This is a genomic window from Mesorhizobium sp. M0306 (assembly GCF_040321655.1).
Taxonomy (GTDB): domain Bacteria; phylum Pseudomonadota; class Alphaproteobacteria; order Rhizobiales; family Rhizobiaceae; genus Mesorhizobium.
Genome location: NZ_JAMYRY010000037.1, coordinates 1 through 22,333 on the forward strand (window position 1 = coordinate 1; position 22,333 = coordinate 22,333).

Sequence of the window (22,333 nt, forward strand, 5' to 3'; positions counted from 1 at the left end):
CGACAAACTGGCAGCCAACTTCCTCGCCATGATCCAACTCGCCTCAATGCGACTGTGGCTTCGCGCTTATGAGTCTACGGCCTAGACGGCCCTGATCAGCCGGAGCAGAGAAAGCGCTTCGAAAAAGCTCCCCTTGCGAAAGGCAAGATAGGTCGGCTCTTCGACACCGTGGAACCGGCGCTTGAAGGCCGCCTGCCCCTGCAGGTTGAAACGGGTGCGATTGACCCAGGGCGAGTCATAGGCACGCTGGAAGGCGCGCCGCCAGAAATCGCTTTCGGCAAACCCGCTAGGTCCGATTTCGACAAGCGGCGACAGGCCGAGGGTGACGGCGGAAACACCTTCGTCGCGAAAACGGTCGACCGCAAATTTGGTCAGGCCGATCTCGGCATGCGCCGAGGCATCGATGTGCTTGCGCTTGAACGAGGTGGTGTAGCCGATGATCTTGCCGTCGCTGAACAGCGGATCGAAATCCAGCAAGGCCACGAGCTCCCCATCCGGACCGTGCAGGACGAAACGGCGCATATCGACGCCAAGGTGATCGGCAAAGGGCCTGTTGAGAAATCTCATCTCCCAGCGCTTGACGATGCGGTCGGCCCGCCAATTATGGGAGAGCCTGGCAATCTCGTCGAGGAAGACGGTCCCGTTGTCCTCCGCGAAGGAAAACCCTTTCCTCAAGAGCCAGCGTTCGGAATAGCGCACTGTCTCATTGCGCTTTCCGGAAAAGTCGTGTCCGGGCAGGACAAGCCTGGTGTCGACGCCGAGGCGGTTGACCTGATAGCCAAGCCCGTCAAGCACGCGCGCCGTCTGTTCGCCGATCTGCACGAACCACGGGCTGCCGGCAACCTCGATGAAACGTCTGATATAGTCGCGCCGATCGGCCGGATCAGCCACTGGATCACCGAGCGCGAAATGATGTCGCGTTTTGCTGCCATAAGCGATGTAGCCGTGGGCATCGCCGAAGTAATGAAGCCCCTTCTGCACGGCGGTCGAATAGGCAAGGGAAAAATCACCATGGCGACGAACCAGCGCCAGGCGCTCGACATGGTTCAGCTGCAGCCGCGGTATTTTAGGCCCGTGGTTTTCCAGGAATCGATCGAAGCGTCTTCGCAGTGACGGCATGGTCGACTTTCGCGTGCCGGCTAGGCCGATGAAAGAGTTGACGGACCCCAAACCGATCATATTGCCGCGAGCTGATCCTTAACTGGGTGCGGCATGCTTACCCGGCCGAAACTGCCAGATTCCTAGGCGCAATCTGCCCCCGGTCCCGCCCAAAGGCGCACCACGCATTGTTGCCGGCGCCCAGCGCCTGACGGCTGGTTGCTGCTGCGCCCTTGGCGACACGAAAATCGATGCCACTTCGGAAGCGCTCAGGTCACCTGCCAAACACGATGCTCTTATCGAACTGCGCTCTGAGAAGATTCTGCTTGATCGGAAGCCAGGAACTCGTCGCGTTCTGCTATCCACAAATCGGCGTAGTCGACATTCTGCCACTCGGCAAACCACGGGCCGCCGCTGGTATAGTGGACCGCCTTAGGTGTGCCGATCGCAGGCTTTTCGTTCCAACCTTCGAGCCAATTCCACTCTACGGGCAATGAGCCCAGGTCTTTGTCGGCAACCCACTGCATTCGGTGAAGATAGGCGCCACTTTCCTGATTCACGACCTCTGGCGTGAGCGATTTGACCGAAGGATGCGCGCAATTGAACAGCATCAGCGACGACCAGTTTTTCCGAGGATAGGACGTCTGGACCACGCCATCCATCTTGGTCGTGGCCTTCGGCGTATAGTCATGCTGGACGCAATAGACCGCCTTGTCCGAGTCCGTGTATTTCAGCAGGCCCGCGACGTCACCAAGCCACAGGAAATCGCAATCGCAAAACAGGGCCCAACCCGTGTAGTCGGCGAGAAAGGGCGTGAGGAAGCGCGTGTAGGTGAACTCCGTTGAGGCGAGCGGATCTTTTTCCCGCCAATACAGCCCGCGGGCACGCATCTCGTCCTGCTTGATCGGAATGACGGAAACAGGCGCCGACGCATGTTTGAGCAGCGAGTGTCGCGCGACGTCGTACGCGATCGGCTCACGGCTGTCCCATCCGATAAATACCCTAAACGCATCAGTCATATTCACTACCCTGGCTTTCGATTTTAACGGTCGTACACTAACTAGTTGGCGATGGCTCGGCAACAATTGCGGTCAACCAAGCCGGTTTCTCACAGATTTGTCCTGGCCTCAGCCTTGCTTTTTTTGGTGGACCTGGCCTCGCATTCCCACTGCGACACGCGCCCATTTCTGATAGGTGTAGCTGGCCGAATACGCGGCCACCATCGCACCAATGGAACCGTCCAGAAATCCCAGCCGGAAAATATAGCTGCGCACATAAGCCCAGACGGAGCGCAAAACCGCCTTGCTTATCGAGCTTTTTTTGCCCTCGGCAAGCAGCTGCGCGGCGGACGCTTCTGCGTACCGGCCGATCTTGTCGTGGGCATCTGCCAAGTCGGTAATGGAATCGTGCTCGATCGGCTGGGACAATCGGCTGACCTTCCCATTCACCAATACCTTCTCGTGCACGGTGTCGTCGCTGAAGCGCCCGGACCGGCGACGGAAGAGCCTGAGCACCAGATCGGGCGACCAGCCGCTATGGCGGACAATGTGCCCGCAAAAGCGCGATCTTCTCGGTATTTCGAAGCCGTCATAGGCTTTTGGGTCGGCGATTGCGGCCCTGATTTCCGCGCCGAGCGGCGCCTCCACCCACTCATCGGCATCCAGCGAGAGGATCCAATCCCCCGTTGCCGCGGCCAGCGCACGGTTTTTTTGCGCGCCGAAACCGGGCCAATCAACGGTCATCAGAACCTTTGCCCCCAGATCACCCGCAATCTCCCTGGTCCTGTCGCTGCTGTTGTTGTCGAGAACGACGATCTCATCGGCAAAATGGACCGACCGAAGGCATTGCGCGATGGACGCCTCCTCGTTGCGGGTGATGATAATGACCGAGAGCGCCGGCACGGTCAGAAGGTTCCGGCATCAAAGCTGCCACTGTCATTCGAATGCATCTGCAGCATCGGCTCCCGGCCTGTTGGCACACTGAGGGTACTAACCTGATCTAACAAAGTCGAAAATCATTTCAGATCAAGGCTTTCATACAGCGCCATCATTCGCTTGATCATGACATTGAAATCATAGTGTTCGGCCGCCGCTCTCACCCGGGTTGCGGTCTCAGGTCGTGACGACAACTGCAGCGCGTGCGCGAGCGCTGCTGCGAGGTCGCTTTCGCTGGCCGCATCGCAAACGAGCGTCGGCTCGAACCGCTCGACAAGCTCGCGCGCTCCACAGCCGGTGCTTACCACAGCCGGCAAGCCGCTGGCCATGGCTTCGATGACCACTGTGCCGAAAGGATCATAGATGGAAGGCAGCACGGCAATATCGGCCGCGCCGTACCACGGCAGCATGTCTTTCTGCGGCCCCAGCATCTTGAGCCGTGCGCCGAGACCGAGCCTGTCACCGGCCTGCCTGAAGGCGTTGGCGCGCGAATCATGGCCGATGACCCACAATTCAGGCTCGCCATCGAGCCTGGCGACCGCCTTCATCAGTGCAAGCAGTCCCTTTCGCGCAAAGCCCGAGCCGACAAACAGGACGACCGTCCTGTTTTCGTCGACGTCGAGCCGCGCGCGGATTGTCGCCCGATGCAGTTGGCGCAGCTGCGGATTGAAGCGGTCGAGGTCCACACCGTTGGGGATATGGTGCACATTTTCCGCCGGATAATCGTAGTGACGGACAATGTCGTCTGCCACCATCTTCGAAATCGCAATGACAGCTTTGAGCCGTGGGCTGGCATAGGTTGCGCGCTCGAGGCGCAGCGTCTGGCGGTGAAAAGGGCTCAGCGCCATTGCCGCCCTGCCAAGCCGCGTCTCGAAACGCCGCCGCTCGGCAAGATAGGCGGCATGAACGCCCTCCCCGGCCCGGAAGACATCGCAGCACGGCAGGCGATCGTTGCTCTGCACCAGCGCCGGCGGCATCTCGGCGATCTTGCGGCAGGCCGCTTGAGCAAAGGACGTCGCCCGCAGCGAACGCGGAAAGCGGCGGCCGGCACAATGGATGAATTCTACGCCTTCATATCGCGGCCAGTCGCCGGAGAGCACGGCCACCGGCCGCTGACGCGCGGCGAATGCGGCCATGATGTTTTCCAGCATGATCTCGCCTCCACCAAAAGGCGCATAACGCTGGCGCACGAACAGGATCGGCCTGTCGAATTGAATTTCGGTGCCACGAATGCCGGCGTGCATGGGGTCTGGGCTCCGGCCTTGTTGCCATCTGACGATGTCTATAGAGGCCAGCGCGCATCGGCAACAGTTGGAAGCTCACCCGCCGGAACTCAGAACAGGCCTGTGTCCATTGTCCGCGACTGCTTGCGATTTGCCTAACGGTGCTGCATGTAGAAATTAACTGCAAACAGCGGATCAGCGCCAGCTCCAGCCGGGCGGTGACCGCCATGAGGGAATCGACGGCTTGAGCAAAGCAACCTGGCCCGCCATTGTCCGCCGGACGATTACCGACACCGCCATATATCGGCTGAGACACACCTTCGGAAGACGGGCAGAAGTGTCATCGCTGCGGCCGATAACGCCTCTTAAAGCGAATGACCTGCCTTTGATCCTCGTCATCCGCAACGAGGCGGACAGGCTGCGCCCGTTCCTGAAGCACTATCGCGAACTCGGCGTCACCAGATTCGCCGTCCTCGATGATCGCTCGACCGACGGAACAGCTGAGCTTCTGGCCGAGCAGCCAGATGTCGATCTATTCAGTTCGCCGATCACCTATTCGCAGTCGGACCTGGGAAACCTTTGGCGGCAGCGTATTGTGCAGATTTATGGTCAGCCTCGCTGGTATCTGACCGTCGATGCGGACGAATATCTTGTCTATGACGGCATGGATCAGCATCCGCTCGGTGCGATGGCTGACTGGCTCAAGCGGCGCGGAATGACACGCCTGCTGGCGCCGATGATCGACATGTATCCGAGCGGAAACATCTGGGACGTACCCTTCGATCCCATCGTGCCGCCATGGCAAGTTGCGGACCATTTCGACGTCAGCGGCTATGAGGTGACGAGGAGCCCCCGGCATCTCAAGATCACAGGCGGCCCGAGGACCCGGCTTTTCGCCAGGCAGCACAAGTTGACCAAGTTTCCTCTGATATATGTTGATCGCCAGACGATTTTTACGTCGATTCACTCACCGCTGCCTTACTGGCGAAACTATATAAAGGGATTGGGCGGCCTGCTTCATTTCAAGTTCTTCGCCGATTTCAACGACAAGGCGCAGGTCGCGGTGGCGGAAGGTCAGTATTGGAACGGCGCTTCCAAATATCGCCAGTATCATGAGGTATCGAGCGGTAAAGCTGCTCTCAGCGCGATGAGCGAACAGTCAATGCTGTACGAAGGAGCTCACAGCCTGTTCAAAACGGGTTTGATCGACAAGATTGATTGGTAGACGGCATTTCCAGCAGATGCCGAACCGACATCATGCATAACCGAATGCTTTCATAAGCTGGGCACCTCGTCCTTGTACCAGGTCCTGTAACTCGGCGTTTCCAAGTTCGGAGCGCCATCTCCCGCTTCCGTCGTAGATCGGCTGATTGACCTGTTGGTTCCGGAGCACCTCATGTTGGGTCTCGACGCTGGCGTCGGTCGGCTTGAACCATTGCTGCGGGTTCTTGTGGTAGTCGAGGAGATCCGGGCTGAAGGTCACATCGAGAAAGCCGCAGATCTGCTCGACGACTTTGGCCGGATTCTCGACCAGGTCCTCATAGCGATAGATCAGCACATCCGGCTTTCCTCGTTCCGCAAAAACCAGCGCATTGTCGTTGATCCAGCGGTCGAGAGCCTCCTTTGGGTTGCCAAGTCGTTTGATCAGGGACGCTACGACGTCGCGCCCATCTCGCACCGGCATGACGAAACGCGCGCCGGGCACGAGCCGGCGAATGCGGGCGACACGGCGGATATGCCGCGGTGTCTTTTCAAGCAGCACGTTCTTTCCAGCCTCGAGCGCCGCCCGTTTCAGTTTCCAGAAGCGGAACATGGCCAGTGGCGTCCACTTGAAGAAAATGTTGGTTTCCTGGAGCGGCAGGTAGACGTCAGGATGCGACGCAAGGATCGTCGCAATCAACGTCGTCCCGCTATGGCCGCAGCCGCAAATGAATCCGGTCCGCATCACCATGTCGGCAATGCTCCCTAACCCAAGGCGACCCGGGCGCGGTTATCGACGCGAGCGTAGCACAAGCCGTTGGTGCTAAAGACCTTGTCCAGCTTCTCCCAATATTCGAACTTAGCCAACTGCTCGTCACAATAGGCCACGTCGTCCTCGGAAAGATATTCGCCGTAACCGCCTATCTTGCCCTTGCGCACCTTGAAGCTTTCGGGATCATTCGCATCGCGGGGCTGTAATATCTTGCCGTATCGATCGGACAGATCACCGGTCGATTCACTCACTTTCATCTTGTCGAATGTTCGGTTGTTCGCCACCTCGACAAGCGTCCGATCGTCAGCCTGCAGGTTCAGGAATCCAAGGATCGCGCGAAGGACACCAGCTGTATCCCGATGCATGTCTTCATATTGAAGATACCGGATTTCGCACATCCGGGGCATTGCCGCAAACCAATGCAGGTTAAATCTAATGATCTTTTCGATCCCATGATTGTCGCTTCTGATAAAATCGCTGAACGATCCCGCTGGAAGCATGTGGCGCTTCTGAACCTGAAAGTACCCTGAGACCACCGTATCTCTTGGATCACGAACAAGCATTATTGTTCTTCTCTTCTTGTATCGAGATTTATTCTCCTTGAGGCTCGATTTCGGTCGAAGTAACTTGTGGTCGGTTCCGTCGTGAATGTATTGAACTTCAACTCCTAGATCGTCCAGCATGACACGCAGCCAGGTGCGCCCCGATTTTGGAAAGGATACGATAAGAGGAAGAGGCGGCGCTTTGGCCTGGAAAAATTTTAGAAAGGACATGGGAGAGACCTCCTTTAGATTATCAGAGCTGGCGCCCGAACCGCTGCCGGCCAGACCAACCCTATTACTGGGCGCCTAAGCCTACGGCTGGTTCGAACACAAGGCAGAAATGCCGGCAAGAATTGCGATCCTCTGCGGGGCGAATTGGGCCTTTACTATATCCCGGTTCGGAATGCCTTATGTTTTTTGGCCTGTTGCGACGACTGTTCGACACGGGCGCTCCATTGCGCGGTCCGTCGGCCGAACCCCTTAATGCGCATCGCGTCGAAGCGTATTCAGTGACGCGCTTTTGGACGACATGCATTAGCCACTCACTTTTGTGACCCATGGCGCCAGAATGGACTCGGCCTCGCCCATCACCACGGACCAGGGGCGTTCCCGTTTCGAGACCAGCACGGCCGATGGATAGTAGGGCGTGCGGTCGCCCTCGACCGGCCAGGAGCGCTTGAAGCCGTCGCCCAGAATGAAAACCGAGGGGATGCCGAGCGCGCCGGCCAGATGCGCTCCGGTATTGCTGATGGTCACCACGGCGTCCATCGCGGCAACCTGCGCGGCGAAAAGGTCCATGTCGACGAGCTGATCGACCGATCTGTCATGAAGAATGCGCTCCGGCTCACCGTCGGTCAGGATCTTCAGATCGGTCTCGATCTGGCCATACTGCAGCGAGACGAACCGAAGGTCCGGGCGGCCGATCAGGTTTCGCCAGGCGGCAAGCGGCGGCAGGTCTTTGCCGGGATTGGAGCTGCCCCATGCGATACCGACCAACGGCCGCCCTTCCTTCCGGTAGCGGGCGCGAAGTTCAGCGACCCGGGCCGGATCCGGCTTAAGGGACACGAAATGCTCGCGGATCGTCGCCTCGTCGGTCTCGAAAACGGCAGTCAGATGCTGGACGCCGGCGAAGGCCTGCGCCTCGCCATAGGCAGCCTTGCCATCAGCGCCGACCGGCCGCACATCGGCGGTCGGAAAAGTGCGCTGAAAGAGCGGTACCAGGCGGCGCTCGACCAGCACGATCGAGCGGGCGGCGCGCGCCAGGGCACAGCCCACGGAACTCGCATGATGGATCGCGGTGGCCAGACCCTGCTTTTCGGTTTCCATCAGATCGACCAGCAGTGTCTGGCCCGAAATATCCTGGCCCAGCCACTCCCCATCGACGCGGCCGTTGACGATGTGGCGTCGTGCGATCCTGAGTTCGGCGGCTGCGCCATAGGCGCCCATCCGCATCAGCGCCTTGCTGAGCTCGTCGATCAGGTGGACCTCGCCCCTCGACTTCGCAATGGATCCAAGAGCCAGGGCTTTCGGCAGTGCCGCCGGCCAATCGCGCGACTCGACGCTTCGCCGATAATCCGCCATCTGATCGGCAATGTCGCCGTCGCGCCAGCGAAGGAAAAGCTGCCGGCGGTGACGTCGGAACCAGACCTTGTATTTGTAGCCTGCAAGCGCGACAGCGCGGCGCAACCGGCCGACAAGTTGGTTACCCTCCATCGCCAGCTCCGCCGATGATTTGCATGACCCGTCCGCCTGCTTCCTGCACTGCCGACGCCCAGGCTCGGCCGCCTTTTCGGACCAGTCGAACGGTCGGATATGCGGCGACGGTCTCGCCGAAAGCAGGCCAGGACAGGCGAAACCCGTCGTCGAGCATGACAATCGTCGGCACGCCCAGCGCTCCGGCGAGGTTGGCGCCGGTATTGCTGATCGTCACCACCGCGTCGAGCGCCGCGATTTGGGCGGCAAAGCGGTCCATGTCCGTCAACTGGTCGACGGAAGCGTCATGGATGATGCGCCCCGGCGCGTGGCGCTCGAACTCGGAGAGGGCCGGCCCGACATCGCCATATTGCAAGCTGACGAGGCGCCCCGGCAGGCTGCCGAACAGCGTCCGCCAATCGTCCAGAGCCGGCAGATCCTTGCTCTTGTTCAGGCTTCCCCAGGCAAATCCGATCAGGGGACCTGGGCCGCCATCGAGATAGGTGCCGCGCAGCTCGGCAACCAGTCGGCGGTCCGGCTCCAGCGGAACGAAGGGCGCGCGTGCCGCCGGGTCGTCCGGCCAGAAATGCTTTGCGAGTGTCTCGAAACCGGCAACGACGTCGGCGTCCACCGCCGCCATGTCCTCTTCCCCTTCAATCCTGACATCGAGCGCAGGATATGTTCTGCGATAAAGCGGTGCCAGTCGCGGCTCGACGAAGACGATGCATCGACCGGCAGCCGCGACGACTGGACCAAGCAGCGACGCGAACTGGAAAAAGATCGCCAGGTCGCCTTCGCGACGATCGACGAGAAGCGTGCGACCCGCAAGATCACTGCCATCCCAATCGGGCCTGCCGCGCAGCTGCTTGCTCGCCGCCATCAACTGCCAGATGCGATTTCCTCCGTCGAGACGCCTCAGTCCACGCCCCGCTTTCTTGATCAGCCCGAGATCGCCAAGCTGCTCACCAAGCACGCCAAGCGCCAGTGCATGGTCGCGAGCAGTTTGCCAGTCACCACGCTGCACGCTTTCCTCCATCAGCCTCGTATGCCTTTCGGCATTTTCGTCGGCGTGGCGCGAGGGACGTCTAAGAAGTTCCTTTGCCCGCTCGAGAACCTTCTGCAGCCGCTTGCCGACGGCGCTCTGCGGGCGCAGATCGGCGGTTTTTGCTTTCTGAAGGATGGTTCGTCTGTTCTGCACGGCGATGTTCTATCGTCCTCGGGGAGCGTCGGAAAGCGTCGTCAGGATCGACGAGAGCCGCCGGCCGGCCCCGTCGAGCACCAGCGACCAAGGGCGCCCCTCCTTGCGAATGATAATGCCCTTCGGATACCAGGGTGTCCGGTCGCCGGTCACTGGCCATGCCGTCTGAAAATTGTCGTCGATGAGGAAAACAGTCGGCACGCCAAGGGCTCCGGCAAGATGGGCCGCCGTATTGCTGATCGTCACGACAGCATCAAGTGCGGCGACCTGTGCGGCGAAACGGTCCATGTCGACCATCTGGTCGACGCTGTCGTCAAAGATCAGACGCGCGTCATTGCCGTTGCGAAGGCGCCGCAACGCCGGCTTGATCTGTCCGTACTGGAGCGAAACGAATGTCGCTGGCGTCTGGGCGATGAACCTTGCCCATTCCGGGAAGTCAGGCACGTCCTTGGTGTGGGATTTACTGCCCCAGGAGAGACCCACCAGCGGCAGATCCGTCATCGAGCGATAGCGCCTGCGGAATGTCTCGACGAGTTCAGGATCTGCCCGCAGCGGCACGAAGTCGGCAGCAAGCTTTTCGGCATCGCGTCCGAACACCCAGGCGAGATCTTCGAAAGTCGCACGTTTGTCGCCGACCACATCCTGCTGCGCCGGGATCACGGTCGCCTTCGGGAACGTTCGCTGCAGAATTGATACCAGGCGCGGCTCGACCCGAATTGTTGCGCTTTGCGCATAGGCAGCGGCAGCGCCGGCCAGTCGCGCGTGGCGGATAACCCGGCCAAGGCTGCGCGGGTCATCCTCCACAAGATCGATCAGCAGTGTATCCGATCCGAGATTCTCGCCGGTCCAATCGTTGGCGCTTTTCCCTTTCCGCAGCCTGCGAGCGGAAAGCCGAAGCTCAGCTGCCCGCGCAAAGTTGCCAAGCCGTTCGAATGCCTGGCCCGCCTTCTGCATCAGCTCCGGGTCGCGATTGTGATCGGCCGTGACAGCCATCTCATTGGTACCGGCTTCAAGGCCTTTCCAGTCCCTGCGCACGATCAGCGCCTCAACCTTGGCCTGCAGCTCAAGAATGGAACGCGGCTGCTTGGGACCGGAAAACAACCTGCGCACCGCCTTTTTGTACCGGCGCAGCTGAAGGCCCAGTCCACCAATCACATACCGGACATAGGAACCGTGATAAAAGCTGGTCATCGGCCTTCAGCGCAATACGCTTTGCCGCAGCTTTTTGCCGCTTTCGGCCATCGGATCGGGCGTCTCCAGGTGGAATATCGAACGATATATCTCGCTGTGTTTGGCAAGCTGGTCATGCGTTCCATCATCGACAAGCTGTCCGGCGTCAAACACGAGAGTACGATCGGCCGCCTTGATTGTAGACAGCCTGTGCGCAATGCAGATCACCGTGCGCTGAAATGTGTTGTCGAAGGCTGCCTCCATGACTGCCCGTTCGTTTTCACCGTCAAGCGCCGATGTCGCTTCATCATAGACGATTACCGCAGCATTCTTGAGCAAGGCGCGTGCGATGGCGACGCGTTGTTTCTGCCCGCCCGACAGATTGGTGCCGCTCGGCCCGACAAGCGTGTCGAGCCCGTTTTCGAGCGCCGAAGCAAAGCTGGTGACCCGGGCGAGGTTCGCAGCAGACTCGATTTCCTGATCCGTAGCGTTCGGGCGGCCATCACGAATGTTGTCGCGGATCGAGCCTTCGAACAGGAAGACGTCCTGTGACACAAGTGCGATATTGTCGCGAACGTCGGCCAGGCTGATCTTCGAAATGTCCTTTCCGTCGATCAGGATCCTGCCCTTGTCCGGCTCCATCAGGCGCAGGATCAGATTGACGATGGTGGTCTTGCCGGCGCCGGAGCGGCCGACGATCGCCAGCTTCTCACGAGGTCGCACGTCGAAGGAAACACCCTCGAGCGCCGGGCTGTTGCCGTCATAGGAGAAGGCCACATCTTCAAAGCGGATACCACCATCGACGTCGGTCAGGCGCTCGCCTGCGATTGCGAGTCGCCGCTGCTCGGGCGTGTCGATCAAATCATACATCTGCTCGACGGCAACCATTTGCTTCTGGATGTCGACGTTGACCCGGGCCAACCGCTTGGCAGGCTCATAGGCAAGCAGGAACGCGGTAATGAAGGCCATGAATTCGCCAGGCGTCTTGCCGTTGCCGAGGGTCTGCCAGCTGGCATACATAACGAAAAGCCCGATGATCACGCCGCCGCCGGTCTCCATCAATGGGCTCATCAATGCTGATGTCCGGTTGATCTGGATGCCACGTCTTTCCATCTTGCGGACGGCCTTTGCAAAGCTGGCAACTGCCTTGTCCTCGAGCTGGAAGGATTTGATGGTGCGGATGCCTTCGACGGCTTCCGTGCCGATCGACTGGACTTGTGCGGCCAATTCCGTCTCGCCCCTCGCCAGCGCCTTGAGCTTCCTGGTTATCGCCCCGACTGACAGGAACAGCATCGGCAGAACCGCCACGGATATCAGCGACATTACCGGGTCCTGCTTGACCATGACGCTGGCCAAGGCAATCAGGGTCAGCAGATCAGAGACGGCGCTGCTCGTGAGGGTGAGAATAACGGTCGCCCCGGCGCGCGCGTTGAACATGATTTTGGAGATGAATTTTGCCGGATGCTGGTTGGCGAAACGGCTGATGTCGAAATACACCATTCGGGAAAATTGACGGTTTTGAAGGTCCGAAACGATAGCCCGGCGAATCTTTCCCGTCGTGATGGTCTGGCAGTAGGCAGCTATGCCCTTGACCAGGAAAATGCCGATGATGACGACGCTGATACCCGATACAGCGGCAGCGTCTCGCTCGACATAGATGGTGTTGATCATGACTTTCATAATCCAGGCCGCTGCGCCGGTCGCCGCAGCGGCGGCGATCGAGCACAGCAAACCTGTCACATACAGCATCTTGTGCGGCGGCAGATTTTCGCCGATCAGACGCTTGATCAGCGGATATGCCGGGACCGTTGATACTCGTTTCTTTGTAATCATCTCGTCGCCGCCCGTTGCGATCCCGTCCGGTCTTCGCGTTGTCTTGAAAGCGCGAGACGGTTTCGATCACTGTCTGTGGCTTCGTTCCCGACCGCAGTCAATGCCGAACCGGATCCTTGCACGTCATCGCTTATGACCGTCGGTTCCTCGCATGCCAAGCTATGCGGCTCTTGCGCCATTCGTCGTCGGCCGCGCTATGCCTGGTCAGTGTTTTGCGAGGACCATGAGATGGCTTCCAAGAGGCGATGTGTGATTGCTTTTGATCGAAAAGCCCACATCCGAAAGCACCGCGATCATCTCCTTATCCTTGCCAGGGGGGACGCGGGCAACGATCGTTTGAGCACGCCCGGCGATATCGGACAGCACGCTTCGCGCCTTGTCCGCGCCCAGGCTCCATTGCATGTGATGGTAGACCGCCAGCAGCATGACGATGTCGTACTGCGGTTGGAGAACATTTTGCAGCTTTCGGCTGCCAAGATCGAGACAATCGAACCGGCTTTGGACTGGACAACCCAGGAAGATCATCCTGGCCGTCTCGATATGCGGCTTGAGAATGTCGATCCCATGGATCGAACTCGGTCCTAGCTTGGATATCTCATAGGCGACAACACCCATGTTGCAGCCAACATCGAGAATGGATTTCCCGGCGTAGTCGACCTCTGCGGAGAATAGCCCGTCCAGTCGGTCTTCCCACGTTCCCTTGAATCTCTTTTGCTTATTTGACCACCACAAATCATTGTTCTCCAAAAACGGCGCCGGACTGGTTTCCTTGACGGATGAGGACTGTGCGCCGGGCCTAGCCCGGTCCAGTTGCTGGCGCGCAAACGACACTGTCCAGAACGTCCTGTAAACGTAACCGCGGGAGAAAGGAACTCCTGATCACAGCATCCTGCGAAGACGTTTCGGGAAGGTGACGAACACCCGGCCCGACAAATCGACACATCGGTTGGAAATCGCAATGTCGCTTGGCGCCCCCTACCCGGGCCTGCCCTCGAGTTCCTGAAACGCACGCCTTTTCGGTAAAGCAAGCCATGTTTGTTCTTGCTTTGTGCCGGCAGCTATGCTACTAATTTGCCTATGGTGCTGATTTGCACCAACGACCGTCTTGCCGCGACATGCGGTTTTTCAGCCAGGCTCGATCAAAGCTCGCCCGCATTGCCGGGCTTTTGGCGAATCACGGTCGAGCGCCAGCCTTTTCGGCAGCTTCCGAGAAGGGAAATCGGAAAAGCAGTTTCCGGTTCTCGTCGCAGATTTCGAATGAAAGGCCTGTCAGGACCGGGTTGCCGCTGAGCAGGCCCTCGGCCAGGATTTCCTTGGCCGAAGCCATGGCGTTATCCTGTGCCGCGGACAAACCGTCCAACTCCTGACCCTCGAAATCTTCCGTCAAGCGGCCCTCATTGTTTCGGAAATGGAAAAAATATCTCGGCATGGCTGCTCCGGTTGGTCGGTTTCTCTTTGGTCGGTTTCTCTAATGCATGTCGCGCAAAAAGTGTGCAGCGGTTTTGCGACAACGACATGCATAAAAACAAGAACCTAAGGCGCGTCGCACGAGGCTGATCGACGCGACGCGCTTTAGTCGCGAGCGCCTCAGGAACAGCGTCGGATTTGTGCACGACAGCACCGTGCGATTTTGGCGTTGGGATTCATGGCGTTTAGGCCTTCATGCGTCAGGTCGATCGAACAGCACCCCCAGCCCATGTTCAAACGCACATACCGCAATCATGTCGTCCAGGGCTTTTCCGGAGACCGGGCAATTCGGCATGACAGCCCTGATCGCGATCTCAGCCGCTGCGGTAGAAACCACATCGTGGCGCCTCTTCCTGGTCTCCATATATTGCTCGATGAGAATTTTCAGGCGCCGCGCTGCAATCTCGTCAACGACCATCGTTCTCCCTCGATTCGGCACAATGTCCGTCTTCCGGGGTCCGTCCTCCGGGTGAAGGCCCGGTGCCATTGGGTAGCAGCGGACCACTCGTATGGGTGAGCCAATGGCCCGAGGCGGGGGTGTCTCGGACCGCCACCACAATAGCTTCGGCAGGGCACTCGTTCCATAGAACGCTGTCGTTGGTAATTTTCGTACACTGAGCATTGCCGCAGACAGTCTGCGACCGTGGGATTTTTGCGCTATGCCCCTAGCCTGATACCGGATCAGCTTCGGCTTCGATCGAGATAGCTGTAGATGCCCGCGCCGATCGCGACCGCTCCTACGGTGATCAGAATCGATGGCACCCCCATCGACGTGGCGACGATCCCCCAGACAATGGCGACGGCAATTGCGCCGGCCGTTCCCAGCACCAGTCTAAGCCGTTTCGACAATATCCATTCCCGCAAAAGTGCAGCTTTTGCCTTTTTCTGATCGAAATACCGCAATGCGGCACCATTGTCTGCGCTTCGTCCAACTTTTTATGCCGCCCCTGAGCCCCGACCGCTGAGGCGTAAGCGATCCGTATGCGGCCTTGTCGCAAACACCCACTCGACAACGAGGAAGCTTGGGCGCGAGCCCGAGAAGCGAGGCGTCAGAAAGCGAGGTATCTATGCAAAATTTTCGGAATTTACTCCGGTTCACGATCATGGGCATGGCGGCCACGACAACCGCAATAGTCATCACGGGCCTGACCCCCGAGGCAACCGAAGCGACTTTGATTTGCCATAGGTTGGTCTGCCAGAAGGCGAGCAATGAACGCAGTGCCTTCGGCACCAAATATCAGCGCAAATGCACCTGCGAAAATGTAAGCGAAAGCGCGTCGGTCGCCGATCGGGCGCTCCGGCTGAATGCCATCCTTCATCTGACGATCTGCAGCAGTTGGCGCCTATCGCCTCAACGCGTGATCGCGATGCCGATCCTCGCCGCTCATCGGCAACGGCCTATCGCCCTCGAGCAGGCGGGTGATCCGGGCGAAGCCGGCAAAAGCCTTTCGCGCTTCCTCGGCCGACATCCGGCCGGCCATGGCCGCTGCGCAGCAATTCACCGCACATTGGTAAACCGGCCCGCGCCGCCCAGCCGGCCATTTTCGCAAGAATGCCATTGCTTCGGCAACGCTGTCGATCTCCTCCACAGGCTGTCCCTGTCCGCGCAAAATCCGCACGGGCGAAAAGAATTGCAAGCGGTCCATCATTTCCTCCCCGTCGACCGGATGCGTGCGATCGAACCCCACTAAACTCGCGAACCGGGCTTTGGTTCCCGGCCAAGGAGGGCTTGGCCTGAAAAATGTTGGCCGGACCAGACGAGCAGCGGTGGAAGCGCCAGGCAGCCCCAATTGCCTGACATCTTGCCCTAATTGGGTGACATCTCGCCATTGTACGGGAACGTTAGCGCGGCTGATGCATTTCGATGCCACGAGCAGTCTTTTTGAGGGAAATGCCAAAACATGAGAATAGCCCATGTGGCGCCGCTCCATGAATCCGTGCCACCCCGGTTCTATGGAGGGACGGAGCGCATCGTCTCCTATCTGACCGAGGGATTGGTCGAGCTTGGCCATGACGTGACCCTGTTCGCCAGCGGCGATACCAAGACATCGGCGAAATTGGTGGCGTGTCGCGAGCGCGCGCTCCGTCTCGATCCGCGCCCGCACAAATCCGAAACCGCAGCGCATCTCTCGATGCTCGCAGAGGTGAGGAACCGAGCGCAACAGTTCGACATCATCCATTTCCATCTCAGCCACTTCCTGCATTTTCCTTTCTTCGAACACATGCCCGACCGGACGGTGACGACACCGCATGGCAGGCTCGACTATGTCGACCTGGCCCCGGCCTACGAACATTTTCCGCGTTTTCCGATGATCTCGATTTCCCGCAGCCAGAGAACCGGGCTGGCCAAGGCCAATTGGCTGGCGACCATCCATCACGGGCTGCCGATCAATATGTACGAGTCGACTTTCGAGACGGATGCGGACGAGCCGTATCTGGCCTTTCTGGGCCGGCTGTCGCGCGACAAGCGCCCGGACCGTGCCATCGAGATCGCCTTGCGCTCCGGGCTGAAACTGAAGCTTGCGGCAAAGATCGGCGATGACGACCGCGCCTTTTTCCACGACACGGTCGAGCCGCTGATCGACGGCGACCGTGTCGACTATGTCGGCGAGATCGAAGAGGACAGAAAAGCGGAATTCCTCGGCAAGGCGGCCGGCCTGCTGTTTCCAATCGATTGGCCGGAGCCGTTCGGTCTTGCCGCGATAGAGGCTATGGCCTGCGGCACGCCGGTAATCGCCTGGAAATGCGGTGCCCTGCCGGAGATCATCGACCACGGCGTGACCGGTTTCCTTGTCGATTCAGTCGATGCTGCGGTCGCCTCGATACCGGAATTGCTGCGCCTCGACAGGCGACAGGTGAGAGCCGTATTCGAAAACCGTTTTTCTGCCACGAGAATGGCCCACGACTATGTGGCTGCCTATACGCGCCTGATCGGCGCTCCCGGTGAAGCGAGAGCATCCTGATCGGCGTCATTGTGGACATTGGAACGAAACGACAGAGCTTGTGACGTATGAATCAACTCGACGAGCGTAAGCTTGATCCCGCCGTAGCCCTTGCCTCCCTCGACGAGGTTGCGCCCCGGGAGCCGCACCGGCTGTTCGCCCTCAAGCAAGGCGACTGCTTCGCGGTGGCCGACGCCTATGGCGACATCCGCGGCGCCGGCGACGGCTTTTTCCGAGACGACACGCGTGTGCTTTCGGAATTCCGGCTGACGGTCGGTGGCCGGCAAATGTCGCTGCTGGGCGCATCGCTCAGCCAGGACAATGTGCTTTTCACCTCGAACTTGACCAATCTGCCGATCCAGAGTGTCGGTGGTCGCGACATTCCGCAAGGCGCGATCCACATAGAACGCGTCAGGCTGCTTTGGCAGGACCGGCTGTTCGAGCGCATCACCCTTTCCAACTACAGCCAGGAATCGTCGGCCATTCGGGTTTCGTTGCATTTCGCAGCAGATTTCCGTGACATGTTCGAGGTGCGCGGTTCGACCCGGCTCAAGCGCGGAATAGCCCACGCCGCCGAGACCAGTCCGACATCCGTGGTGCTTCGATATGACGGGCTAGACCAGCTCGTGCGCCTGTCGGCAATCTCGTTCTCGCGGGCGCCGGACAATTTGACCGCCAGCCGTGCGGATTTCCTGGTTGCGGTGACGAAGCGCAGCAGCGAGGTCCTCTATATCGAGGTCGGCCCGGAAGTGGCGGAGACACCCGACCGCGACCGTTTTCGGGCTGCCGCCGCCCGCGCTCGCTTCGGCATGCGCGCCAAACGCCGCCACGGCGCGACGGTGCACAGCTCCGGCCGCGTCTTCAACGACTGGATCGAACGCGCGCGCGCGGACGTGGCGTTGCTGACCACCGAGCTTGCAACCGGACCTTACCCCTATGCCGGCATACCCTGGTTCTCGACGGCGTTTGGCCGTGACGGGGTGATTTCCGCACTGCAGATGCTGTGGTTGAATCCTGGGCTGGCGCGCGGCGTACTCGCCTTTCTCGCCCAGCATCAGGCAACCGAAACGTCGCCGTTCAGCGATTCGCAGCCGGGCAAGATCATGCACGAGACCCGCAAGGGCGAGATGGCGGCGCTGCGGGAGCTCCCGTTCGGCCGCTATTACGGCGGCGTCGATACCACGCCGCTCTACATTCATCTCGCTTGCGCCTATGCGGATCGTACCGGCGACATGGCATTCGTCGACAGTCTGTGGCCATCGCTCTGTGCAGCGGCCGAATGGACGGAGGAGACAAGCCGCGCGACCGGCTTCGTTACCTACCAGCGCGGCGCCGAGACCGGCCTCGCCAACCAGGGCTGGAAGGACAGTTTCGATTCCGTCTTCCATGCCGATGGCCGCATGCCCAAGGGGCCGATCGCCCTGGTCGAGGTGCAAGGCTACGTCTTTGCCGCGTTCCGTGGGCTGGCAGCGCTCGCCCGCCGCCGCGGCGAGGACGACAAGGCCGATCATTGGGAGGAACGCGCCGAAACCATGCGCGCCGCGGTGGAACGCCATTTCTGGATGGACGATCTCAATTTCTATGCACTGGCGATCGATGGTGCAGGCGAGCTCTGCAAGGTACGGACGTCGAATGCCGGCCATCTTCTCTTCGTCGGGCTGCCCGAGCCGGAACGGGCGCAAATGGTCGCCGATCAGCTGCTCTCCGCGTCGTTCCACTCTGGTTGGGGAGTGAGGACGCTGGCCGACGATGCGATATTCTTCAACCCGATGTCCTACCACAATGGTTCGATCTGGCCGCACGACACCGCCATGTGCGGTGCCGGCTTGGCACGTTATGGCGTGCGCGACAGCGTGGTCCGGCTGATGAGCGGCACGTTCGAATCGGCTGTCCATTTCAACATGCGGCTGCCGGAACTGTTCTGCGGCTTTACCCGGTCGCCGGGCGAAGCGCCGATCGCCTATCCCGTCGCGTGCCTGCCGCAAGCCTGGTCAGCGGGATCGGCCTTCATGCTGATGCAGGCCTGCCTTGGGCTCGAAATCGACGGCTGGAACAGCGAAATCCGGGTCACCCGCCCAAGGCTGCCGATCGGCATCGACACGCTGACATTGCGGCATCTGGGTGTCGGCTCGACAGTGGTCGACCTCACATTCCAGCGTGTCGGCGACCGGGTCGTCGCCTTTCTCGCCGATCGGTATGAGGGGATGGTGCCGCTCATCGTGCGCACTTGATGCCGCCGCGCTGCGGCGCATCGAAAATGACGCGCGGCATTGCAATCGTCCGGAACCGATAGCCTCTTTGTGCGTTGCAAAAATGGGCAGCTGGGGAACGCTGTCGTTGTCACACGGCCGCGAACCAGAAAAACAAATAAAAAACGGCTATCAGCTGGCCGGAGGCGAGATCACATTCCATGTCAGATTATACTGTAAACCTGCTCTGGGTTTTGCTGATCGCAAGTTTTGGCTTTTCCGCTTTTGCCATTCTCCTATCGATATCCCGCCAGCGTCGCGGCCGCGCAACGGCGGCCGCATACACGCCGAGCGAGGATGTCGCGTCGGAAGCGGCACGCAAGGTGCTGCGCGAGTTCGAAAAGAACGGCCAGTCGGCCGACGCGGCACTGGTCACGTGGTCGCCCGACACTTTGCGCAAGATCCTGGCCGACGACCTGCCGGACGCACAGGTCATCGTGGTGTCCAACCGCGAACCCTACATCCACAACATCAAGGATGACGGGGTGCAACTTTTGGTGCCGGCCAGCGGGCTGGTTTCGGCACTCGAGCCCATCACCCGCGCCTGTGCCGGCACCTGGATCGCCTATGGCGGCGGCACGGCAGACCGCCTCACCGTCGACAAGGACGACCGGGTGCAGGTGCCGCCAGGCAATCCGTCCTACACGCTGCGCAGGGTCTGGCTGACGGAGGAGGAATATCAGGGCTACTATCTGGGCTTCGCCAATGAGGGCCTATGGCCGCTTTGCCATATCGCCTTCACCCGCCCCGTGTTTCGCGCCTCGGACTGGGACGCCTACGAGGCCGTCAACCGCAAATTCGCCGATACGGTGGTTGCCGAAGCCCGCAACGAACGGCCGATCGTGCTGGTGCAGGACTACCATTTTGCGCTGCTGCCGCGCATGATTCGCCAGCGCCTGCCGGACGCGATAGTCATCACCTTCTGGCATATCCCGTGGCCCAATTCGGAAGTGTTCAGCATCTGTCCGTGGCGTGAGCGGATCCTGGAAGGACTGCTCGGCAGTTCGATCATCGGCTTTCATACCCAATTCCATGCCAACAACTTCACCGAAAGTGTCGACCGCTTTCTGGAGAGCCGGATCGAACGGGCAGACGCGGCAATCTCCTATGGTGGGCAGACCACATTGGTCCACGCCTATCCCATTTCCATAGAATGGCCGGCCCAATTGCTGGCAAAACTGCCGTCTGTGGAGGAGTGCCGCGCCAGCGTACGCGACAGATTCGGCCTGTCTGCGGATACCAAACTTTGCGTTGGCGTCGAGCGCCTCGACTACACGAAAGGCATTCTCGATCGCTTTCATGCCTTGGACGAATTGTTCACGAGATATCCCGAATGGATAGGTAAGGTGGTTTTCCTGCAGATCGCCGCGCCGAGCCGAGGGACATTGCCCGCCTACCAGCAACTCCATGACGAATGCCGTCGCTGTGCCGAGGAGCTCAACCGGCGATATGGCAGCGAGACATACAGCCCTATCCTGATGGTCGCCGAACATCATCGGCAGGAGCAGGTCTACGAGGTCTATCGCGCCGCCGACATCTGCATGGTCACCAGCCTGCATGACGGCATGAACCTTGTCGCCAAGGAATTCGTCGCGGCGCGCGACGACGAACAGGGCGTGCTTTTGCTCAGCACCTTTGCCGGCGCCTCGCGCGAATTGCTGGAAGCACTGATCGTCAACCCCTACGATGCGGCCATGATGAGCGAGGCGCTGTTGCAGGCGCTGACGATGACGCCGGATGAGCAGCGCGAGCGTTTGCGGCCGATGCGCGAGATGGTCCGCGACAACAACGTCTACCGCTGGGCCGGCAGCATGCTGCTGGATGCCGCGCGCCTGCGCAAACGCGGCGATCTCGACAGGGTGACCGGAACCGGCGAGCGCCCGCCATCGAACACCAACAACGTCATCTCGATGTTCGAGCGGGCACGGAAGGCAGCATCGTGAAAAGCTTTGAACAACCGCCGGCGTTGAACCTGCCGGCAGGGCAATGGGCGCTCTTCCTCGACATCGACGGAACCCTGCTGGAACACGCTGCCCATCCCGACGCGGTGTTCGTCGGCGAGGAATTGCGCAACCTGCTTGGACACATCGAGCGGAGGCTGGATGGTGCGGTCGCCTTCATCACCGGCCGATCGATCCCCGCCGTGGACAAGCTGTTCCATCCGCTGAAGCTGCGGATCGCCGGACTGTATGGGCTGGAGCACCGGCTGACGCCGACCGGTCCGATCGATGCCGCCGACGCGCCGGCCGACATCGCCGCCCTTGCCGACGAGATCGAGGCCGAACTGGGCAGCGGCAAGGTCTATGTCGAGCGCAAGGGGCCGGTCCTTGCCGTTCATACAAGAGCAGCACCGCAATTGCTTGCGCCCGCAATCCAGCTGGTCGAACAGGCATTGGCCCGGCTTCCGAAGGGTTATCGGGTGCTTCCGGGAAACGCCGGCGTCGAGCTCATGCCTTTGGAAGCCGTCAAAGGTGCTGCCATCCGGCGTTTTATGGACATTCCGCCCTTTATCGGCCGGCGGCCGATATTCCTCGGAGACGATACATCGGACGAACACGGTTTCGAGGCGATCAACGAAATTGGCGGCATCTCCATCCGCGTGAAGCCGAACGGACCGACGGCCGCAACCTATGCCCTCGACGACGTGACCGGCGCAGTAGCCTGGCTCGAGGCCAGTTTCGAGACGTCGGCGGTGTCCTGATCGCGCCTTGGTCCGGTTCAGCTGATCTTCCCGTCCACCATGTGAATGCGGCGATCCATTCGTGCGGCCATGTCGAGGCTTTTGAAATTGCCCGATGGAACAATAGAAGCGGCGCAACCCGGATTTGCCCGCGCTTTCCTCGAAGCAGATCCCCTGAGCCGCTGACAAGCGATCAATATCACCATCCGAATCGCCATCGCGGCAAAACTCGGCGATGAACATGGCGTCGCCGATAAGCGCGTTTCTCATTGAATGTCTTTAAGCCCAAAGCCGGCAAATCGTCTGCTTGCCGGTTCCCCAGCGTCAGGCTTA

General features: G+C 60.1%; 20 protein-coding genes and 1 pseudogene. 6 read left to right on the plus strand and 15 right to left on the minus strand.

The annotated features are described in order from the left end of the window. A pseudogene (locus NKI95_RS30175) lies at window positions 1-85 on the plus strand (IS5/IS1182 family transposase); the annotation flags it as partial. On the opposite strand, the gene NKI95_RS30180 reads toward NKI95_RS30175, so the two are convergent. The 4 genes from NKI95_RS30180 to NKI95_RS30195 form a co-directional block, all read right to left on the minus strand. After that, window positions 82-1,119 carry a phosphatidylglycerol lysyltransferase domain-containing protein gene (locus tag NKI95_RS30180; protein WP_352721432.1) on the minus strand — a complete coding sequence of 346 codons (1,038 nt, stop codon included), beginning with the start codon at window positions 1,117-1,119 and terminating at the stop codon, window positions 82-84. The pseudogene NKI95_RS30175 and the gene NKI95_RS30180 overlap by 4 nt on opposite strands. Window positions 1,120-1,394: 275 nt before the next feature. Next, entirely contained in the window at window positions 1,395-2,117 is a 723-nt protein-coding gene (locus NKI95_RS30185) for a glycosyltransferase (RefSeq protein ID WP_352721433.1), read from the minus strand. Window positions 2,118-2,225: 108 nt separating this feature from the next. Next, window positions 2,226-2,999, minus strand: coding sequence for a glycosyltransferase family 2 protein (locus NKI95_RS30190; protein WP_352721434.1), 774 nt, complete (start codon window positions 2,997-2,999; stop codon window positions 2,226-2,228). Window positions 3,000-3,112: 113 nt separating this feature from the next. Then, the gene (locus NKI95_RS30195) at window positions 3,113-4,276 is read right to left on the minus strand and encodes a glycosyltransferase family 4 protein (RefSeq protein WP_352721436.1); all 1,164 of its coding nucleotides are present in this window, start codon (window positions 4,274-4,276) and stop codon (window positions 3,113-3,115) included. A 223-nt stretch (window positions 4,277-4,499) separates the two neighbouring features. On the opposite strand from NKI95_RS30195, the gene NKI95_RS30200 reads away from it, so the two are divergent. Beyond that, the gene (locus NKI95_RS30200; RefSeq protein WP_352721438.1) at window positions 4,500-5,480 is read left to right on the plus strand and encodes a glycosyltransferase family 2 protein; all 981 of its coding nucleotides are present in this window, start codon (window positions 4,500-4,502) and stop codon (window positions 5,478-5,480) included. A 30-nt stretch (window positions 5,481-5,510) separates the two neighbouring features. Here the strand turns inward: NKI95_RS30200 and NKI95_RS30205 are convergent, their stop codons facing one another. The 11 genes from NKI95_RS30205 to NKI95_RS34560 all read right to left on the minus strand — a co-directional run bounded on the left by NKI95_RS30205 (window position 5,511) and on the right by NKI95_RS34560 (window position 16,141). Further along, on the minus strand, window positions 5,511-6,206 hold the full coding sequence (locus tag NKI95_RS30205; protein WP_352721439.1) for a sulfotransferase family protein: 696 nt from the start codon (window positions 6,204-6,206) through the stop codon (window positions 5,511-5,513). Between the two features lie 14 nt (window positions 6,207-6,220). Further along, window positions 6,221-7,000 (minus strand): sulfotransferase domain-containing protein, encoded by a 780-nt coding sequence (locus NKI95_RS30210; RefSeq protein ID WP_352721441.1) that lies wholly within the window; start codon window positions 6,998-7,000, stop codon window positions 6,221-6,223. A gap of 303 nt (window positions 7,001-7,303) precedes the next feature. Continuing rightward, entirely contained in the window at window positions 7,304-8,482 is a 1,179-nt protein-coding gene (locus NKI95_RS30215) for a glycosyltransferase family 9 protein (protein ID WP_352721442.1), read from the minus strand. Further along, window positions 8,472-9,659: a glycosyltransferase family 9 protein gene (locus tag NKI95_RS30220; protein WP_352721444.1), complete on the minus strand. Its 1,188-nt coding sequence runs from the start codon at window positions 9,657-9,659 to the stop codon at window positions 8,472-8,474. The genes NKI95_RS30215 and NKI95_RS30220 overlap by 11 nt, the downstream gene beginning before the upstream one ends. A gap of 9 nt (window positions 9,660-9,668) precedes the next feature. After that, window positions 9,669-10,850 carry a glycosyltransferase family 9 protein gene (locus NKI95_RS30225; protein WP_352721446.1) on the minus strand — a complete coding sequence of 394 codons (1,182 nt, stop codon included), beginning with the start codon at window positions 10,848-10,850 and terminating at the stop codon, window positions 9,669-9,671. 6 nt (window positions 10,851-10,856) lie between these two features. Beyond that, window positions 10,857-12,662 (minus strand): ABC transporter ATP-binding protein, encoded by a 1,806-nt coding sequence (locus NKI95_RS30230; RefSeq protein WP_352721448.1) that lies wholly within the window; start codon window positions 12,660-12,662, stop codon window positions 10,857-10,859. Window positions 12,663-12,866: 204 nt separating this feature from the next. Beyond that, complete coding sequence (locus NKI95_RS30235) at window positions 12,867-13,493, minus strand: class I SAM-dependent methyltransferase (RefSeq protein WP_352721450.1); 627 nt, start codon at window positions 13,491-13,493, stop codon at window positions 12,867-12,869. A 343-nt stretch (window positions 13,494-13,836) separates the two neighbouring features. Next, the gene (locus NKI95_RS30240) at window positions 13,837-14,091 is read right to left on the minus strand and encodes a DUF6894 family protein (protein WP_352721451.1); all 255 of its coding nucleotides are present in this window, start codon (window positions 14,089-14,091) and stop codon (window positions 13,837-13,839) included. Window positions 14,092-14,322: 231 nt separating this feature from the next. Then, complete coding sequence (locus NKI95_RS30245) at window positions 14,323-14,547, minus strand: hypothetical protein (protein ID WP_352721453.1); 225 nt, start codon at window positions 14,545-14,547, stop codon at window positions 14,323-14,325. Between the two features lie 263 nt (window positions 14,548-14,810). After that, window positions 14,811-14,978 carry a hypothetical protein gene (locus NKI95_RS30250; protein ID WP_352721455.1) on the minus strand — a complete coding sequence of 56 codons (168 nt, stop codon included), beginning with the start codon at window positions 14,976-14,978 and terminating at the stop codon, window positions 14,811-14,813. Between the two features lie 494 nt (window positions 14,979-15,472). Beyond that, window positions 15,473-16,141 carry a DUF982 domain-containing protein gene (locus NKI95_RS34560; protein WP_502908352.1) on the minus strand — a complete coding sequence of 223 codons (669 nt, stop codon included), beginning with the start codon at window positions 16,139-16,141 and terminating at the stop codon, window positions 15,473-15,475. On the opposite strand from NKI95_RS34560, the gene NKI95_RS30260 reads away from it, so the two are divergent. The 4 genes from NKI95_RS30260 to otsB all read left to right on the plus strand — a co-directional run bounded on the left by NKI95_RS30260 (window position 16,031) and on the right by otsB (window position 22,021). After that, entirely contained in the window at window positions 16,031-17,092 is a 1,062-nt protein-coding gene (locus tag NKI95_RS30260) for a glycosyltransferase family 4 protein (protein WP_352721457.1), read from the plus strand. The genes NKI95_RS34560 and NKI95_RS30260 overlap by 111 nt on opposite strands. A gap of 47 nt (window positions 17,093-17,139) precedes the next feature. After that, complete coding sequence (locus tag NKI95_RS30265; protein WP_352721458.1) at window positions 17,140-19,302, plus strand: amylo-alpha-1,6-glucosidase; 2,163 nt, start codon at window positions 17,140-17,142, stop codon at window positions 19,300-19,302. Between the two features lie 179 nt (window positions 19,303-19,481). Then, on the plus strand, window positions 19,482-21,263 hold the full coding sequence (locus tag NKI95_RS30270; RefSeq protein WP_352466252.1) for an alpha,alpha-trehalose-phosphate synthase (UDP-forming): 1,782 nt from the start codon (window positions 19,482-19,484) through the stop codon (window positions 21,261-21,263). After that, window positions 21,260-22,021 carry a trehalose-phosphatase gene (otsB, locus tag NKI95_RS30275; protein WP_352721460.1) on the plus strand — a complete coding sequence of 254 codons (762 nt, stop codon included), beginning with the start codon at window positions 21,260-21,262 and terminating at the stop codon, window positions 22,019-22,021. Before NKI95_RS30270 ends, otsB begins: the two co-directional genes overlap by 4 nt. Window positions 22,022-22,333 lie beyond the last annotated feature (312 nt).

Bases quoted from the DNA above. Each gene is read 5' to 3' on its own strand.
- NKI95_RS30225 (WP_352721446.1), bottom strand. From the start codon at position 10,850: ATGACCAGCTTTTATCACGGTTCCTATGTCCGGTATGTGATTGGTGGA.
- NKI95_RS30205 (WP_352721439.1), bottom strand. From the start codon at position 6,206: ATGGTGATGCGGACCGGATTCATTTGCGGCTGCGGCCATAGCGGGACG.
- NKI95_RS30215 (WP_352721442.1), bottom strand. From the start codon at position 8,482: ATGGAGGGTAACCAACTTGTCGGCCGGTTGCGCCGCGCTGTCGCGCTT.
- NKI95_RS30260 (WP_352721457.1), top strand. From the start codon at position 16,031: ATGAGAATAGCCCATGTGGCGCCGCTCCATGAATCCGTGCCACCCCGG.
- NKI95_RS30230 (WP_352721448.1), bottom strand. From the start codon at position 12,662: ATGATTACAAAGAAACGAGTATCAACGGTCCCGGCATATCCGCTGATC.
- NKI95_RS30210 (WP_352721441.1), bottom strand. From the start codon at position 7,000: ATGTCCTTTCTAAAATTTTTCCAGGCCAAAGCGCCGCCTCTTCCTCTT.
- NKI95_RS34560 (WP_502908352.1), bottom strand. From the start codon at position 16,141: ATGGCCAAGCTCGACCAATCCCTCGGTCAGATAGGAGACGATGCGCTC.
- NKI95_RS30245 (WP_352721453.1), bottom strand. From the start codon at position 14,547: ATGGTCGTTGACGAGATTGCAGCGCGGCGCCTGAAAATTCTCATCGAG.
- NKI95_RS30180 (WP_352721432.1), bottom strand. From the start codon at position 1,119: ATGCCGTCACTGCGAAGACGCTTCGATCGATTCCTGGAAAACCACGGG.
- NKI95_RS30185 (WP_352721433.1), bottom strand. From the start codon at position 2,117: ATGACTGATGCGTTTAGGGTATTTATCGGATGGGACAGCCGTGAGCCG.
- NKI95_RS30265 (WP_352721458.1), top strand. From the start codon at position 17,140: ATGAATCAACTCGACGAGCGTAAGCTTGATCCCGCCGTAGCCCTTGCC.
- NKI95_RS30195 (WP_352721436.1), bottom strand. From the start codon at position 4,276: ATGCACGCCGGCATTCGTGGCACCGAAATTCAATTCGACAGGCCGATC.
- NKI95_RS30240 (WP_352721451.1), bottom strand. From the start codon at position 14,091: ATGCCGAGATATTTTTTCCATTTCCGAAACAATGAGGGCCGCTTGACG.
- NKI95_RS30270 (WP_352466252.1), top strand. From the start codon at position 19,482: ATGTCAGATTATACTGTAAACCTGCTCTGGGTTTTGCTGATCGCAAGT.